Here is a 15,662-nt window from a genome sequence, read left to right as displayed (position 1 = left end):
CGTTCAGTCGTGTGTGACGATCCGCCCGAGCGCGGCCAAGGCGGATTCCTCCGGACTTGTCCGGTCGGTCACGGACAATTCGACGTACCGGGTACCACTCGCCTCGTGCCGTGAACGCACTGCTTCCACGCCGTCCGTGGCGCACGGGACGATGGCCACCAGGCCGTTGCGGGCCAGCACTTCGGCGGCCAGGCCCAGGTGTGCCGCATCCGCGGACAGGTCGTCGTAGCGGTCGAGCACGGTCACCCGGCGGCCCTGTGCGAGCAGTCGCTCGGCGAGCGCGTAAGCGGCGGCCAGCCGGTCGGCCAGCGGCCGCCCGGTGACCCAGACCGTCGCGCCGGGGCAGGTACACCGGCATCTCGGATCGCTCACCGCCGTGACCCTACCGTTGTTGAATGTCGTCCATTCCCCGTGCGGCGCATGGGATTTCGCTGAGAATCGCATGATGACAGGCATAAACGGACGTAAAGACTCCGGACTTGCGGGAGCGTGATCGCGGCGGCAGGGTTCGGTCGTGTGGCCACTCTGCTGATCGTGCATCACACGCCCTCGCCGAACTGCCAGGCGATGTTCGAGGCCGTGCTCTCCGGCGCGACCGCGCCCGAGATCGAGGGCGTCGCCGTGGTGCGGCGGCCCGCGCTGTCCGCCACCGCGACGGACGTGCTGGACGCCGATGCCTTCCTCCTCGGCACCCCGGCCAACCTCGGCTACATGTCCGGCGCCCTGAAGCACTTCTTCGACCAGGTGTATTACCCGTGCCTGGACGCCACGCGCGGGCGGCCCTTCGGCTACTACGTGCACGGGGGCAACGACGTCACCGGCGCGGTGCGGTCCATCGAGTCGGTCACCACGGGGCTCGGCTGGCGGCGCGCGGCGGAGGCCGTCACAGTGACGGGCGAACCGGCCAAAGCGGACATCGAGGCGTGCTGGGAGCTGGGGGCCACGGTCGCCGCCGGACTGATGGGCTGACGCGCAGCACAAAAGGCGTCACGGCGGTGCGGGGCACCGCCGTGACGCTCGAATCGCTCGCGGGATCAGACCGCCGGAGCCGGGTAGGTCGGGTACTCCACGCCGGAGACGTGCTGCACGACCCGGATGACCTGGCAGGAGTAGCCGAACTCGTTGTCGTACCAGAGGTAGAGGATGGCGTTGTCGCCGTCGACCTTGGTGGCGCCGGCGTCGACGATCGAGGCGTGGCGCGAGCCGACGAAGTCCATCGAGACGGCGTCGGGGGCCGTGGTGAAGTCGATCTGACGCTTCAGCGGCGAGTGCAGCGAGACCTCGCGGAGGTAGTCGAGGACCTCCTCGCGGCTGGTCTCACGGCCGAGGCGCAGGCTGAGGATGGCGATCGAGACGTCCGGGACGGGGACGCGGATCGAGCTGCCGGTGATCGGGGCCTTGAGGTCCGGCAGCGCCTTCGCGACGGCGGAGGCGGCACCGGTCTCGGTGATCACCATGTTCAGCGGCGCGCTGCGGCCGCGGCGGTCGGCCTTGTGGTAGTTGTCCAGCAGGTTCTGGTCGTTGGTGAACGAGTGGACCGTCTCCACGTGACCGCGCAGCACGCCGTACTCGTCGTCCATCGCCTTCAGCGGCGGCACGATCGCGTTGGTCGTGCAGGAGGCGCAGGACAGGATCTGCTCGTCCGGCTTGATCGTGTCGTGGTTGACGCCGTGCACGATGTTCGGGACGTCGCCCTTGCCGGGCGCGGTCAGCACGACCTTGTCGATACCGGGGCGCAGGTGCTTGGAGAGGCCCTCGCGGTCCCGCCACTTGCCGGTGTTGTCGATGAGGATCGCGTCCTTGATGCCGTACGCCGTGTAGTCGACCTCGGACGGGTCGTTCGCGTAGATCACCTTGATCGCGTTGCCGTTGGCGAAGATCGTGGAGGACTCCTCGTCCACCGTGATCGTGCCCTGGAACTGGCCGTGGATGGAGTCGCGGCGCAGCAGCGAGGCGCGCTTGACCAGGTCCGCCTCGCCACCGCCGCGGACCACGATGGCCCGCAGCCGCAGACCGTTGCCGGAGCCCGCCTTCTCGATCAGCAGCCGGGCGACCAGGCGGCCGATGCGGCCGAAGCCGTACAGGACCACATCGCGGCCCGCGCCGCCCTCCAGCTTGTTGGCGCCCGTGGCGCCGGCGACCGCCTCCGCGGTGAACTCCGCCACCGACAGACCGCGGTCGTCCGACTTGTACGTCGCGGCCAGCATGCCGATGTCGATCTGGGACGGGCCGAGGTCCAGCGCGGTGAGCGCCTGGAGGAAGGGCAGCGTCTCGGTGACCGACAGCTCCTCGCCCGCGATCTGCCGCGCGAACCGGTGGGTCTTCAGGATGCTGACCACCGACTTGTTCACCAAGGAGCGGCTGTGCAGCAGAACCGTTACGTCCCGCTCCCGGTGCAGCTTCCCGATGATCGGGATCATCGACTCCGCGATCTCCTCGCGGTTCTTCCAGTTGGTGAACGAGTCGTCGTTGACAGTCACGTAAGTCTCTTTCGAGCTAGGCGGTGCTCATATGCTAACCCGCCTGCTCGAACGGGCTTGATCGGGGTCGGTCAGTTGAAGGCGTCCGGGTCCGGGCCGGTGCGCAGGTCACGGTCCAGAGCGGCGACGGCGGCCATCTCGTCGTCGGAGAGTGTGAAATCGAACACGTCGAGGTTCTGCCGGATGCGCTCCGGGGTCACGGACTTGGGGATCACGACGTTCCCGAGCTGAAGGTGCCAGCGCAGGACGACCTGGGCGGGGGACTTCCCGTGCCGCCGGGCGATGGACACGATCGCCTCGTCGCCCAGCACCGCACCCTGGGCCAGCGGGCTCCAGGCCTCGGTGGCGATGCCCAGCTCGGAGTGCAGGGCGCGCAGCGCGGCCTGCTGGAGGCCGGGGTGGAGCTCGATCTGGTTGACGGCGGGCACGATCGAGGCGCCGTCGATGAGCCGCCGCAGATGAGCGGGCTGGAAGTTGGACACCCCGGCCGCCCGGACCTTGCCGTCGGCGACCAGGCGCTCGATGGCCTTCCAGGAGTCCCGGTACAGATCGCGGGCCGGGGTCGGCCAGTGGATGAGATAGAGGTCGACGTAGGAGAGGCCGAGGGCCTCCAGGCTCGCGTCGAACGCCTTGAGGGTGGCGTCGTAGCCCTGATCGGCGTTCCACAGCTTGGTCGTGACGAACACGTCCTCGCGGGCGAGCTCGGCGGCGGCGAGCGCCTTGCCCACGCCCGCCTCGTTGCCGTAGATCGCGGCGGTGTCGATCGAGCGGTAGCCCGCCTTGAGTGCCTCGGTGACGGCGGCGGTGGTCTCGGCGTCCGGGACCTGGAAGACGCCGAAGCCGAGCTGGGGGATCTCGACGCCGTTGTTGAGCGTGACGGTGGGGACCGTGGTCATGGTGGTGATTCCTCGGATGTCGGGGGTCAGTGGAGGGTGGCTACGGCCGCGGTGGCGAAGGCGTGGTCCTGCTCGGGGGCGCCGCCGCCGACGCCGACGGCGCCGATGAGCCGGCCGTCGCGGTGGACCGGCAGGCCGCCCGCGATGAAGAGCAGCGGCTGGTCCAGGGCCGTGGTCAGGCTGTGGAAGGGCCCGTCGGGCTTGACGGCGTCGACGAGGTCGGCCGTCGCGCTGTTCAGCTGGAGCGCGGTGTACGCCTTGCGGGTGCTGGTCTCGCCGGAGATCAGCAGCGCCCGGTCGTCGCGCCGGAAGGCGAGCAGGTGACCGCCCGCGTCCAGCACGCTGACGCTGACCGTCACGCCCGCGGCGTCGGCGGCCCGGCGGGCCGCGGTGAGCAGGATCTCGGCGTCCTGGGTGGTCAAGGTGGTGCTCATGGGGGTGGGCTCCGGTGTTCTCGGGCGTGCGGGTGTTCTCGGGCGTGGGGGTGTTCTCGGGCGTGGGGGTGGCGGGGTGCGCCGGGCACCGTCCTTGCGTGAGGCGCTTACGAGCGGAAACAATAGTTGCGAACGCGGGCTAAATGCAAATGGGGGGATCCGTGGCGACAGATATGTCCGGGTCTGCTGAGAGGTTCGTAAGAATCCGGGGCGCGGTTGAACACGGTGGGCGCGTGGTCCGTATGGGGGCGAGGGATTTGTATGTCCGCTCGCTCGCCCCTTCACGTAGGAGTACTGCCTTGAGACGCAATACGCGCAGGCGCCCGACCGGCCCACGACGCGCGACCTTCGCCGCGATCGCGCTGATCCTGGGTGGCAGTGGGCTGGTGGCCACCAACATCTACGCCTCGGCGACCGAGGGGGACGGCACGTCGGCCCAGGACGGCGGGGCCACGATCGACTGCCCCGATGTGGGCGCGGAGTTGACGCAGGTTCCGGACGCCGCCAGGACTGACGTCGACAACGAACTCGCCGCTCTGGACGGCCAGATAACCGAGGCCTACAAGCAACTGCGGGCGGCGACACCGGAACAGCGGCAGGACACCGGCTTCACCGACGGCTCGATCATGAACCCGCTGGAGGAGCAGCGGGGCGCGAGCATCGAGCGGATCGCGGTGGCGATCGGCAACGCGGCGGGGGAGCGTCCCGAGGGGCTCGAAGCGCTGGCGGGCTGCGAGTTGAGCGTTCCCGAGGAGCAGCCGGAGGGCGGCCAGGGCGGAAACGGGCCCGTCGCCGCGGACTTCGTCGACATCAACACCATCCAGCCGAACGTCCAGGCGCCGCCCGCCGGGGAGGGCGCCTCCCAGGGCACCTTCACCACCAGCTGCGGGGTCAACGAGAACGGCCTGTTCAACTCGGACAACGTGATCGTCGCCCCGGGTGTCACCAACGGCGCCCACCACTTCCACGACTACATCGGCAACCAGGCCAACAACGCCTTCGCCAGCGACGAGGACCTGGCCGCGGCCGACACCAGCTGCGAGAACCAGGGTGACAAGTCCACGTACTACTGGCCCGTCCTGCGTCTTCAGAACGGCACCCAGGAGCAGGACGCCAACTCCCCCGGCGGCGGTATCGAGGGCAACGCCGGTGAGATCGTCACGCCGAAGGAGGTCACGCTGACCTTCCAGGGCAGCCCGACCGGCGACGTGACCGCGATGCCGCGGCTGCTGCGCATCATCACGGGCGACGCCAAGGCCTTCGTCAACGGCACGGCCAACGCCAACGCGTCCTGGAGCTGCACCGGTCTTGAGGACCGGCAGCTGAAGGACAAGTACCCGCTCTGCCCCGAGGGCAGCGACGTGGTCCGCACCTTCAAGTTCCAGAGCTGCTGGGACGGGCGCAACATCGACAGCGCCAACCACCGCACCCACGTGGCCTTCGCGGCGGCCGACGGCTCCTGCCCCGGCGGCTTCCAGGCCATCCCGCAGCTCGTCCAGCGCATCGTCTACGACGTCGACGCCCCGAGCCTCGACGACGGAGGCCGGACGACTCCGCTGTTCGCGGTCGACTCCTTCCCCGAGCAGCTGCACAAGCCGGTCACCGACCACGGCGACTTCATCAACGTCTTCGACGAGGCGCTGATGGGCGAGATGGTCGACTGCATCAACGAGGGCCGCGAGTGCGACGCCGGGGCGCTGCCGCAGGAGCCGGAGCAGCCTGAGGAGCCCCAGCAGCCGGAAGAGCCGCAGGAGCCCGAGCAGCCGCAGGAGCCGGAGAACCCGGCGCCGACCGATGACGACGGTGGCCAGACGGAGCAGCCCGCGACCGAGGCCCCCGCGACCGAGGACCCGGCGGACGAGGCGCCGAACACCGAGGCCCCGGCGGACGAGGCGCCGGCCGACTCCGCTCCGGCCGACGAGCCGAAGACCAAGGCCACCGCCTCCCCGACCCGCACCGCCGTGGCCCCGGCCGAGGAGGTCGGCACCGCGACGGCCACGCCGACCCCGTCCCAGGCCGCCGTCGGCGCCGAGCAGGAGGCCCCGGCGTACGGGACCGCACCGCAGACGGCGGGCGGCAGCCTCGCCGACACCGGCGCCAAGCTGTGGCCGGCCGCCGCCGGAGCGGTACTGGTCATCGTCGGGATCGTGCTGCTGCGCCAGATGAGGCGCCGAGTCTGAGGAAGGGCAACTGGGCACGTCGGCCTCCCGTCGTGGACGGGAGGCCGACGTGTCTGTAGGGGCAGGGGATGCCCCCTACACCGCGGCCGGTGTGTAGTGGGAGGCGTCGTCGCCCTCGATGACGTGGCTGTGCTTGCCGTCGACTCCGGCGGGGATGTCGCCCGCGACGGTCACGCGGTGCAGGAGGCGGGGCAGGTCACCGTAGTCGTCGGGGGCGTAGTGCTGGGTGATGCGGTTGTCGAACAGGACGACGTCGCCCGGATTCCAGGCCACCCGCACGATGTTCTCCGGGCGGGTGACGTACGACTGGAACAGGCGCAGCAGATCCCTTGAGTCGGACGGGCCGAGGCCGACGATGCTCTGGGCGAACCCGCCGATGAACAGCCCGCGTTCGCCGGTCTCGGGGTGGACCCGGACGACCGGGTGGGCGGTGCGGTACTTCCGGGAGACGAACTGGCGGCGGTGTTCGGCGGCCTTCTCGCTCTTCGGGGCGGCGTAGTCATAGTCGTTGGTGTGCACCGCCCACAGCTTGTCCGCCAGCTCGCGCAGCGGCTCGGGCAGATCCCGGTACGCGGCGGCCGAGTTGGCGATGAGGGTGTTGCCGCCGTAGGGCGGGATCACGATGCCGCGCAGCGTGGACGCCTTCGGCGGAGTGCGGACGAAGGTGACGTCGGTGTGCCACTGGTTGGCCCGGATGCCCTCCTCCCCGTCGACGGGCAGGATGTGCGGCTGGCCGTCGACGGCGGGGACCGTGGGATGCGCGGTGGTCAGCTCACCGAAGAGGGCGGCGAAGCGGAGCTGTCCCGCGTCGTCCAGGTGCTGGCCGCGGAAGACGAGCGCCTTGTGCTCCAGGAGCGCGGTGTTGATCTCGGAGATCAGAGCGGGGGCGAGTTCGGTGGTCAGGTCCACGCCGTGGATCTCGGCGCCGATGCGTCCGCCGATCCGGCGTACGTCGAATCCGGTGCTGGTGGTCATGGGGTGGGCTTCCTCTCAGGCGGTGATCGGTTGTCCGGCCGACGCGGCGAGCCGGTTGGCGGGGCGGGGGAGGCCGTAGTGGTCGCGCAGGGTGCGGCCGGTGTACTCGGTGCGGAACAGGCCGCGCCGCTGGAGGATCGGTACGACGTGGTCGACGAAGTCCTCCAGGCCGCCCGGCAGATGGGGCGGCATGATGTTGAAGCCGTCGGCGGCGCCCTGGGTGAACCACTCCTGGATCTGGTCGGCGACCTGCTCGGGGGTGCCGGCGAAGACACGGTGGCCGCGACCGGCGCCGAGGCGGGCGATCAGCTCGCGCAGGGTGAGACCGTCCCGCCGGGCGAGTTCGGCGACGAGCGTGAAGCGGCTCTTGTTGCCGTTGATGTCCCGCTCCTCGGGCAGCTCCGGCAGCGGTCCGTCCAGCGGCAGCCTGGTCAGATCGGTGCCGAGCATCCCGGACAGCTGGGCGAGTCCGTACTCGGGGACCTGAAGTTCCGTCAACTCCTGTTCCAACGCGCGGGCTTCGGCCTCCGTCGAGCCGATGACCGGGGCGATGCCGGGAAGGACCAGCAACTGATCCTCGGTACGGCCGTGGCGGGCCAGCCGGGACTTGAGGTCCTTGTAGAAGGCCTGGCCGTCGGCGAGGGTCTGCTGCGCGGTGAAGACGGCCTCGGCGTACTGGGCGGCGAACTCCTTGCCGTCCTCCGAGGAACCGGCCTGCACCAGCAGCGGATACCCCTGCGGGGAGCGCGGCACGTTCAGGGCGCCGTGCACCCCGAAGTACTCGCCGCGGTGCTCGACGTCCCGCACCTTGGCGGTGTCGGCGTACAGTCCGCGCTCCCGGTCCAGGAGGATCGCGTCGTCCTCCCAGCTGTCCCACAGCTTGGTGGCGACATCGACGAACTCCCGTGCCCGCGCATAGCGCAGCGCGTGCTCCAGGTGGGTGTCCTGCCCGAAGTTGCGGGCCTCGTTCACGGTGCCGGAGGTGACGATGTTCCAGCCCGCCCGGCCCCCGCTGATGTGGTCGAGGGAGGCGAACTTGCGGGCGGTGTGGAAGGGCTCGTTGAAGGTGGTGGAGACGGTGGCGATCAGGCCGACGTGCTCGGTGACCGCCGCCAGGGCGGACAGCAGGGTCAGCGGCTCGAACCCGCCGAGCGCGTTGTGCCGGACGTTGCCCCACAGGGCGAGGCCGTCGGCGAGGAACACCGAGTCGAGCAGGCCCCGTTCGGCGGTCTGCGCGAGCTGCTGGAAGTAGCGCAGATCGGTGACCCGTTCGGGCTGGGTGAGGGGGTGCCGCCAGGCGGCGTCGTGGTGGCCGGCGTTCATCAGGAAGGCGTTGAGATGCAGTTGGCGATCGCTGGTCGCGGTCATGGGGTTCCTCGGAAGATGGGGATGGGCACAGGGGGCGTCAGGCTCCGGCGGGCACGCGCCAGGAGCTGAGTCGGCGTTCCACGGTCACCAGGAGCTGGTTGAAGGCCACGCCGATGGCGGAGATCGTGATGATGCCCGCGTACATCTGCGGGATCGCGAAGTTGTACTGGGAGGCGTTGATCAGATAGCCGAGGCCCGCCTTGGCGCCGATCATCTCGGCGGCGACCAGCACCAGGATGGACACGGCCCCGGCCAGCCGGATGCCGGTGAACATCACCGGCACCGACGCCGGCAGGATGACCTTCTGGAACAGCCGGGGCGCGGACAGGTCCATCGACCTGGCGAGCTTCAGCAGGGTCGGATCGACGTTGCGGACCGCGCTGATCGTGTTGAGCAGGATCGGCCAGGTGCACGCGTACACCACGATGGAGATCTTCGAGGTCTCGCCGATGCCCAGCAGCAGGACGAACACCGGCAGCAGGGCCAGCGCGGCGGTGTTGCGGAACACCTCCAGCAGCGGTCCGAGAAGGTCGGCGACCGGCCGGTACCAGCCGATCAGCAGGCCGAGCGGGACGGCGACGGCAACCGCGATGCCGAATCCGCTGAACGAACGGACCAGGCTGGCACGGGCGTTGTCGGCGAGCTGGCCGTCGGCCGCCAGCCCCCACCACGCCTCGGCGACCTCGCTGAACGGTGGCAGGAAGGTCCGGTCGACCAGGCCGAGCCGCGGTGCGGTCTCCCAGAGCAGCAGCAGGGCCGCGATGGCCGCGGACTTCGTGACGGCGGTGAGCAGCAGCCGCGTCACACGGCGGACACGGGCCGCGGGAGACGGGGAGTCCCGTTTCGTCGGCGACCCGACGGAGAGCGCCTGGACCGTGTCGCTCGGTGCCGTGGCCGTCCCGGTGGTCGTGGTGGTGCTCATACGGCGGCCTCCTCCTTCTCCAACTGCTGGGTCCTGGCGACCTCGTCGTGCAGCAGCGACCAGATCTCGTGCCGGTGTCGCGCGAACTCGGGACTGGAACGCAGGTCGTCGGTCGCCGTACGGGAGTCGAAGGAGACCGGCACGATCCGCTTGATGCGGCCCGGCCTCGACGTCATGACGGCGACGCGCTGACCCAGGTAGACGGCTTCGTCGATGCCGTGGGTGATGAACACGACGGTCTTGCCGGTGCGCTGCCAGATGCGCAGGAGCTCGTCCTGGAGCGACTCCCGGGTCTGGGCGTCGAGCGCGGCGAACGGCTCGTCCATCAGCAGCACCTGGGGGTCGTAGGCGAGGCTGCGGGCGATGGCGACGCGCTGGCGCATGCCGCCGGACAGTTCGTGGGGGTGGCGGTCCTCGAACCCGGTGAGGCCGACCAGGTCCAGGAACTCCTTGGCGCGGGCGGCGCGTTGCCGCCGGGGCACGCCGGTGGCCTCCAGGCCGAACTCGACATTGCCCTGCGCGGTGCGCCACGGCAGCAGCGCGTACTGCTGGAACACGATGCCCCGGTCCAGGCCCGGCCCTGTGACGGGTTCACCGTCGAGCAGGATCCGTCCGGAGGTGGGCCGGGTGAGGCCGCCGAGCAGATCCAGCAGCGTCGACTTCCCGCAGCCGCTCGGACCGACCAGGACCACGAACTCCCCGGCCGCTATCTCCAGATCGATTCCGTCGAGGGCGGTGAATCGACTGGCCTGCCGATTCCCCGCGCGGTCCTTGACGGTGAATTCCTTCCTGACGTCCTCGAACACGATCGTCATGGGAATCAGCTCCCGCTTTTCGGGGCGGCGTTGAATTCATTGGTGTAGAGGTCCGACAGTGTGACCTGGCCCTTGTCGATATCGCCGCGCTCGGTCAACCAGTCGATCCACAGCTGGAGTTCCTTTCCGGTGATCCGGCCCGCCGTTTCGGCGACGCCGAAGGAACGCCAGTACTTCAGTGCGGCGGCGTCCTCGTTCCGGCCGCGCTTCTTCACGATGCTCGTCATACGGGCGACGACTTCCTCGTGCGGAGTGGTACGGGCCCACTCGATCGCCTTTCCGACGGCGGTGACGAAGGTCCGTACGGTGTCGGGGTTCTGCTTGAGGAAGCGTTCCGTCATCACGTAGGTGCCGGCGCTGAACGCGCCGAGCAGCTCATAGTCGGTGAACAGCGGACGGATGCCGCCGGTCGCCAGCGCCTTGTCCCGCAGTACGCCGCCGAGTACGGCCACGTCGATCTGCTTCTGCCGCAGTGACTGTTCGGTGTTGACCGGGGGCACGACGAGGGGCTCGACCTTGTCGATGTCGGCCGGGGAGAGCCCTTCGCGCTGGAGATGGATGTCCAGCATGGCCTCGGCGTGGGCGCCGAGCGTGTTCATCCCGACCTTCTTGCCGATCAGGTCCCGGGCCGAGCGGATGGGGCTGTCCTCAAGGACGTAATAGCCGCTGTACGCGTGCTTGTCGGAGCCGTAGTAGCTGATGACGGACTTGATGGGGGCGTTGTTCGCGGCCAGTTTGACCACCGCGCCGTTGAACGCGCCGCCGAAGTCGACCTGGCCGGTCGCCGCGGACTGGATGTCCTGCGGTCCGCTGATCGTGTTGCCGACCCACTCCAGCTTCACGTCCTTCAGATAGCCGAGGTCCTCGGCCAGTTCGGGCAGGGTGACCTGGCCGGCCCACCCCTGGTACCGCAGCGTCTTGGTCCCGCCCTTGCCGGCGGTGGCTCCGGCCGTGCCGCAGCTGACGGCCACGGTCGAGAGGCCGAGCAGAGTGAGGAACTGACGTCGGGTCGATGCCGTCGTGGCCATGGCAGGGTCCTGTTCAGGAAAGCGGGGCAGGAAAATGGGCAGGCGTCGGTGAATTGAGCGGCTTCCCGCGGAATCCGACGGTTAAAGGGAGCGAAGCGGAATCGTGCCGGGGATCTCGAACTTGCTCACAGCCAAGACAGTTGCAGCGAAAACCAGCCAGGTCAATGTCGTCGGCGATCGTGACTCACGTTCGCAATGGTGTGACATACGTACGCAGTACGGGGTTCATAATTCCCTCCCGGAACGCACTGTGGCCGGGCGGGAACAGACCCGCCCGGCCACAGTGGTTCGACGAAACCCTTTCCATAGGCCGGTTCACCCGGCCGGGTTCACGCCCAGGGGTCGGTGAAGGAGCGTCCGGGTACCGGCTTGGTGACCAGGGCGAGGGCGATGAAGAAGTTGACCTGTCCGATGGCGATGGTCAGGGTGGCGAGCGCCGTCTCGTCGTAGTGCTCGGCCACCTGGGCGTACAGCTCATCGGACACCCGCTCACCCTCCGCCGAGGGCTGGAGCACGGCTTCCACCAGAGCCAGCGCGGCGCGCTCCGCGGCGGTGAAGTACGGCGAGTCCGGCCAGGAGGACACCGAGGTGATCCGCTCCTCGGACTCCCCGGCCTTGCGCAGGAACCCGGTATGCAGGACGGTCAGGTAGGTGCTGCCGACGATCTGACCGGCGCGCAGCTGTACGAGGCTGATCGTGGCCCGGGGTACGGACTGGTTGCCGGTGGCCTTGAACAGCGAGGCCGACACCTCCGCCATCTCGGGAACGAGGTGGGAAGGGTCCTGGGTCATCCGCGGGCGCAGGGGAATCTCGGTGGTGATCGAGCGTGCGTTCATCAGGGTCGTCCTCTCGGGCTCAGCATTGCTGTCACTGGCCTGACGGATCCCGGACGGCGGATGTGACCGGGGAGCGCGGCGGATCCGCCTCCGACGAGCACACCGCGATCACCCCTCCTACGCTCGAAGAGTCAGCGCGCCCGTCGACAGGAGCCCAGTGGACATCGACACGGTCGCCGATGAGCTGTACGCGCTGCGGCCGGAACACTTCACGGCGGCACGCAATGCCCGTATGGCCGAGGCCCGCACCGCGGGCGACCGGGCCCTCGCGGAGCGGATCGGCGCACTGCGCCGCCCCAGCCTCGCTGCCTGGGTCAGCAATCTCCTGGTCCGGGAACGCCCGGAAGAGGTCGAGGCCCTGCTCCGGCTCGGAGAGGGCCTGCGACAGGCGCACCAGGATCTGGACGGAGCCCGGCTACGGGAACTGACCGGGCAGCAGCGGACCTTGATCAGAGCCGTTTCCCGGGAGGCCAGGCAACTGGCGACGCGGGCGGGTCACCCGGTCGGGGAGGACGTGGGGCGCGAGGTGGAGGGCACCCTGCACGCCGTACTGGCCGACCCCGAGGCGGCCGCGCACTGGGCCACCGGCCACTTGGTGAGACCGCTGGAGGCGACTGTCGGTTTCCCCGAGGTGAGCCCGACCGCGGCACCCCGGCCCCCGGCCCGCCCGAGGAAGGGCCGCGACGACGAGGCGCTGACCCGGGCCCGGAAGGATGCCGAGGCGGCGGAACGCGCCCTGCGAGCGCTGGAGAAGGAGGCGGCCACGGCCGAGCGGGAGGCGGCGGAGTCCCAGCAGCGAACCGCCCGACTCAAGGAACGGGTAGGCGAGTTGACCGAGGAACTCGGCCGCGCCAAGGCGGACCACCGCCAGGCGTCCGAGGAGGAACGCCGAGTCCGGGAGGAACTACGGGCGACGGAACGCCGGGTCCGCGAGGCGAGACGCCGCGCGGAGACGGCCGCCGCCCGACTGGAGGGGCACCCGAGCGCCCTCAAACCCGCGCCGCGGCGGCGAGTTCGGGGAAGCTGACGCCGGTCAGCTCCTCCGAGACGCTCCACAGCCGTCGTGCCGCGGCAGGATCGCTCGCCGCGTCCGAGCGGCCGACCAGGGCCGGGGCGCCGCGCATCTCGAACAGGCCGTTGGGGCCGACATAGCTGGCTCCGGGAAGGTCCTGAACCGCTGCGTACAGGGTGGGGAGGGCGCCCGCCTTGTTGTCCTGGGCGATCAGGCGGTTGCCCAGGGCCATGAAGAGGCGGCGGGCGGCACTGGCGTCGTGCCCCTGGAGGTTGGTGGCCGCCCAGCCGGGGTGTGCGGCCAGCGCGCGTACCGGGGAGCCGGCCGCGCCGAGCCGGCGCTGGAGTTCCAGCGTGAAGAGGAGATTGGCCAGCTTGGACTGGCTGTAGGCGGTCATCGGCTTGTACTCGCCGGTGAGGTCGAGGTTGTCGAAGCGGATGACGGGGTTGCCGGGCATCCGGTGCGCGCCCGACGACACGGTCACCACGCGGTCTGTGATGTGCGGCAGCAGCAGGTTCGTCAGGGCGAAATGGCCCAGGTGATTGGTGCCGAACTGCATCTCGAAGCCGTCCTTGGTACGCGCCTCGGGGATGTTCATGACACCCGCGTTGTTGATCAGCAGGTCGAGGTCGCCGTGCCAGGCGGCGGCGAATTCCCGGATCGAGGCCAGGTCGGCCAGGTCAAGACGGCGTACCTCCACGCTGCCGTTCACCGTGGCCGCCGCGGACTCGCCGCGCCGGGGGTCCCGTACCGCGAGCACCACATGGGCGCCCGCGCCCGCCAGCGCTTCCACGGTGGCGAGGCCGAGCCCGCTGTTGGCGCCGGTGACGACGGCGCTGCGGCCGGTGAGGTCGGGGAGGGCCGTGACGGCCCAGGGCTGGGTGTTCTGGTTCGTTGCCATGCCCCCAATGTAGGCGGTGATAACAATGTATGCAACGTTCACAATGTGTGCGTTGCTCACACCCCGCTAGGGTTGAGGCATGAGAAACCGCTCCTACCACCACGGAGACCTGCCCGCCCAACTGCTCGCCCGAGCCGAACAGACCCTGCGCGAGAAGGGATCGGGCGCGCTGTCCCTGCGGGAACTGGCCCGTGACATCGGGGTGAGCCCCGCCGCGCCCAGCCGCCACTTCAAGTCCAAGCAGGCTCTGCTGGACGCGCTGGCGCTGACGGGGTTCGAGCGGATGGCCGACGCCATCGCGGCTTCTCAGGAGGGCGTCGGCGAGACCTTCGCCGAGCGGCTGGACGCCGCGGCCCGCGCGTACGTGGGGTTCGCCGTCGCCGACGCCGCCCTGCTGGACCTGATGTTCTCGGTGAAGCACAGCCCCGAGGCGTCGGAGGCGCTGAGCGGCGCCGCGCACCGCTGGTCCGAGCTGCTCCTGTCGCTGATCAGCGAGGGCCAGCGCAGGGGAGAGGTGCAGGAGGGCCCGTTGGAGCGCGTCGCACTGCCGGTGTTCGCGGCCCTGCACGGCTACGTGGGTCTGCGGGTGAGCGGCATGCTGCCGCCCGAGGTGTCCGAGAACGGACTGGACGATGTCATCGCGTCCATCCTGCGCGGGTGCCGTCCGCAGTAGCCCCCGCGCAGGACACGGGTTCACGACAGCGGGACCACCTTGATGTTGAAGGTGTGCGACCCCAGTCCGTTCGCGATCCCTGTGAACAGCAGGGCGAAGTGCTCCTGTCCGCGAGCGCTGGTGATGCCGCCGATGTCCAGCTGGGACGACTCGGGCCAGCCGAGGTCCGTCAGCAGCCTGCCGGTCGTCCGCTTGGCCTCGGCGTCGTCGCCGGACAGGAACACGGTGCTCGGTCCTTCGAGACTGGCCGGCGCGACCATCGCGGTGGAGTCCATGGTGCACAGCGTCTTGACCACGCGGGTCTGCGGGAAGGCCGCCTGAATCTGCTCGGCCAGGCTGCTGTTGGGGTGCGAGAGCTCGCTGTAGTCGTCGGACATGCCGACCCCCACGTCGATCAGCAGGGTGCCGGACAGTGCGGGCGCCCCGATGGAGCGCAGCAGTTCCACCGAGACGTTCCCCGGAGTGGCGTTGACCAGAACCTCCGCGTGCGCGGCGGTCTCGCTCAGCCCCGCCACGGGAAGGCCGAGTTCCTTACGCTCGTCCGGCCTACGGGAGCCGAGGAGTACGTCGTGTCCCGCGGCGCTCCAACCACGGGCCAGTGCTCGGGCGACATTGCCGGTGCCAAGTAGTCCTATACGCATGCCGCGACGCTAACCGCTGCCGCGGCCCGGCCCATCGGGCGCCGGGCCCAGGTCGGGAGGCACCAAAGTCGTAGTCCTGCGGTCCTGGGGGAGGTGATCTCCGGTTGTGGGGCGGATGGCCCCGGCCAAGACTGGGGCGGGTACGGCAGAACGACGGCACCCGGAAAGGCAGGACCCACCATGGCCATCGCCGTGAACATCCACTGGCAGGAGATCACCCCCGACCTGTACGAGACGGCCCGCTCCCGTGTGCGCTGGGACGAGGACGTACCCGACGGCCTGGTCCTGCACGCCAGCTGGTTCGACGGCGGCCTCCACGTCCTCGACGTCTGGGAGTCCGAGGGCCAGTTCTCGACGTTCATCGCCGAACGGATCGCTCCCGTGCTCAAGGGCGAGCTGAACGTGCAGAGCGACCCCCAGGTCACGATGTCCCCCCTGCACCGGCACTTCGTCGTGCAGCAGGCCGGCGGAGCAGCCTGACGAGCGCGGCGTACGCCCCGG

The 15,662-nt window shown here is 69.8% G+C and carries 17 protein-coding genes; 5 read left to right on the top strand and 12 right to left on the bottom strand.

Features of this window, described 5'->3' with window-relative positions; all coding sequences use genetic code 11:
* Nucleotides 1-3 precede the first annotated feature (3 nt).
* Nucleotides 4-372, bottom strand: a complete 369-nt coding sequence (locus tag BN159_RS03620; RefSeq protein WP_015655543.1) for a nucleoside/nucleotide kinase family protein — start codon at nt 370-372, stop codon at nt 4-6.
* A 144-nt stretch (nt 373-516) separates the two neighbouring features.
* On the opposite strand from BN159_RS03620, the gene BN159_RS03615 reads away from it, so the two are divergent.
* Complete coding sequence (locus BN159_RS03615; protein WP_041818788.1) at nt 517-969, top strand: flavodoxin family protein; 453 nt, start codon at nt 517-519, stop codon at nt 967-969.
* A gap of 65 nt (nt 970-1,034) precedes the next feature.
* On the opposite strand, the gene BN159_RS03610 is transcribed toward BN159_RS03615, so the two are convergent.
* The 3 genes from BN159_RS03610 to BN159_RS03600 all read right to left on the bottom strand — a co-directional run bounded on the left by BN159_RS03610 (nt 1,035) and on the right by BN159_RS03600 (nt 3,810).
* Complete coding sequence (locus BN159_RS03610; protein WP_015655541.1) at nt 1,035-2,480, bottom strand: glyceraldehyde-3-phosphate dehydrogenase; 1,446 nt, start codon at nt 2,478-2,480, stop codon at nt 1,035-1,037.
* Nucleotides 2,481-2,551: 71 nt separating this feature from the next.
* Entirely contained in the window at nt 2,552-3,376 is an 825-nt protein-coding gene (locus tag BN159_RS03605; RefSeq protein ID WP_015655540.1) for an aldo/keto reductase, read from the bottom strand.
* 26 nt (nt 3,377-3,402) lie between these two features.
* On the bottom strand, nt 3,403-3,810 hold the full coding sequence (locus BN159_RS03600; protein ID WP_015655539.1) for a GlcG/HbpS family heme-binding protein: 408 nt from the start codon (nt 3,808-3,810) through the stop codon (nt 3,403-3,405).
* A gap of 299 nt (nt 3,811-4,109) precedes the next feature.
* Here BN159_RS03600 and BN159_RS03595 point away from each other — a divergent pair, with 299 nt between their 5' ends.
* Nucleotides 4,110-5,990 carry a DUF1996 domain-containing protein gene (locus BN159_RS03595; protein ID WP_015655538.1) on the top strand — a complete coding sequence of 627 codons (1,881 nt, stop codon included), beginning with the start codon at nt 4,110-4,112 and terminating at the stop codon, nt 5,988-5,990.
* A gap of 75 nt (nt 5,991-6,065) precedes the next feature.
* On the opposite strand, the gene BN159_RS03590 is transcribed toward BN159_RS03595, so the two are convergent.
* The 6 genes from BN159_RS03590 to BN159_RS03565 all read right to left on the bottom strand — a co-directional run bounded on the left by BN159_RS03590 (nt 6,066) and on the right by BN159_RS03565 (nt 11,934).
* Entirely contained in the window at nt 6,066-6,965 is a 900-nt protein-coding gene (locus tag BN159_RS03590) for a TauD/TfdA dioxygenase family protein (protein WP_015655537.1), read from the bottom strand.
* 15 nt (nt 6,966-6,980) lie between these two features.
* Entirely contained in the window at nt 6,981-8,333 is a 1,353-nt protein-coding gene (locus BN159_RS03585; RefSeq protein ID WP_015655536.1) for an LLM class flavin-dependent oxidoreductase, read from the bottom strand.
* A 37-nt stretch (nt 8,334-8,370) separates the two neighbouring features.
* A complete protein-coding gene (locus BN159_RS03580) occupies nt 8,371-9,255 on the bottom strand; it encodes an ABC transporter permease (protein WP_015655535.1) in 885 nt (294 codons plus the stop codon).
* Nucleotides 9,252-10,070, bottom strand: a complete 819-nt coding sequence (locus tag BN159_RS03575) for an ABC transporter ATP-binding protein (protein ID WP_015655534.1) — start codon at nt 10,068-10,070, stop codon at nt 9,252-9,254. The genes BN159_RS03580 and BN159_RS03575 overlap by 4 nt, the downstream gene beginning before the upstream one ends.
* Before the next feature lie 5 nt (nt 10,071-10,075).
* Entirely contained in the window at nt 10,076-11,098 is a 1,023-nt protein-coding gene (locus BN159_RS03570) for an ABC transporter substrate-binding protein (protein ID WP_015655533.1), read from the bottom strand.
* A gap of 329 nt (nt 11,099-11,427) precedes the next feature.
* A complete protein-coding gene (locus tag BN159_RS03565) occupies nt 11,428-11,934 on the bottom strand; it encodes a carboxymuconolactone decarboxylase family protein (protein ID WP_015655532.1) in 507 nt (168 codons plus the stop codon).
* 157 nt (nt 11,935-12,091) lie between these two features.
* Between BN159_RS03565 and BN159_RS03560 the strand changes: the two genes are divergently transcribed.
* A complete protein-coding gene (locus tag BN159_RS03560) occupies nt 12,092-12,961 on the top strand; it encodes a hypothetical protein (RefSeq protein ID WP_015655531.1) in 870 nt (289 codons plus the stop codon).
* On the opposite strand, the gene BN159_RS03555 is transcribed toward BN159_RS03560, so the two are convergent.
* Nucleotides 12,924-13,847, bottom strand: coding sequence for an oxidoreductase (locus tag BN159_RS03555; RefSeq protein ID WP_041818786.1), 924 nt, complete (start codon nt 13,845-13,847; stop codon nt 12,924-12,926). The two genes, BN159_RS03560 and BN159_RS03555, sit on opposite strands and share 38 nt — an antisense overlap.
* 79 nt (nt 13,848-13,926) lie before the next feature.
* Here BN159_RS03555 and BN159_RS03550 point away from each other — a divergent pair, with 79 nt between their 5' ends.
* The gene (locus BN159_RS03550; protein ID WP_015655529.1) at nt 13,927-14,520 is read left to right on the top strand and encodes a TetR/AcrR family transcriptional regulator; all 594 of its coding nucleotides are present in this window, start codon (nt 13,927-13,929) and stop codon (nt 14,518-14,520) included.
* 20 nt (nt 14,521-14,540) lie between these two features.
* On the opposite strand, the gene BN159_RS03545 is transcribed toward BN159_RS03550, so the two are convergent.
* Nucleotides 14,541-15,161, bottom strand: a complete 621-nt coding sequence (locus BN159_RS03545; protein ID WP_041818784.1) for an NADPH-dependent F420 reductase — start codon at nt 15,159-15,161, stop codon at nt 14,541-14,543.
* Between the two features lie 180 nt (nt 15,162-15,341).
* On the opposite strand from BN159_RS03545, the gene BN159_RS03540 reads away from it, so the two are divergent.
* Nucleotides 15,342-15,641: a hypothetical protein gene (locus BN159_RS03540; protein WP_015655527.1), complete on the top strand. Its 300-nt coding sequence runs from the start codon at nt 15,342-15,344 to the stop codon at nt 15,639-15,641.
* The last annotated feature ends 21 nt before the right edge of the window (nt 15,642-15,662 follow it).

The sequence above is a fragment of the Streptomyces davaonensis JCM 4913 genome, assembly GCF_000349325.1.
Taxonomy (GTDB): Bacteria; Actinomycetota; Actinomycetes; order Streptomycetales; family Streptomycetaceae; genus Streptomyces; species Streptomyces davaonensis.
The sequence above is the reverse complement of the archived record's forward strand: the minus strand, read 5'-3'. Positions and strand labels throughout refer to the sequence as shown.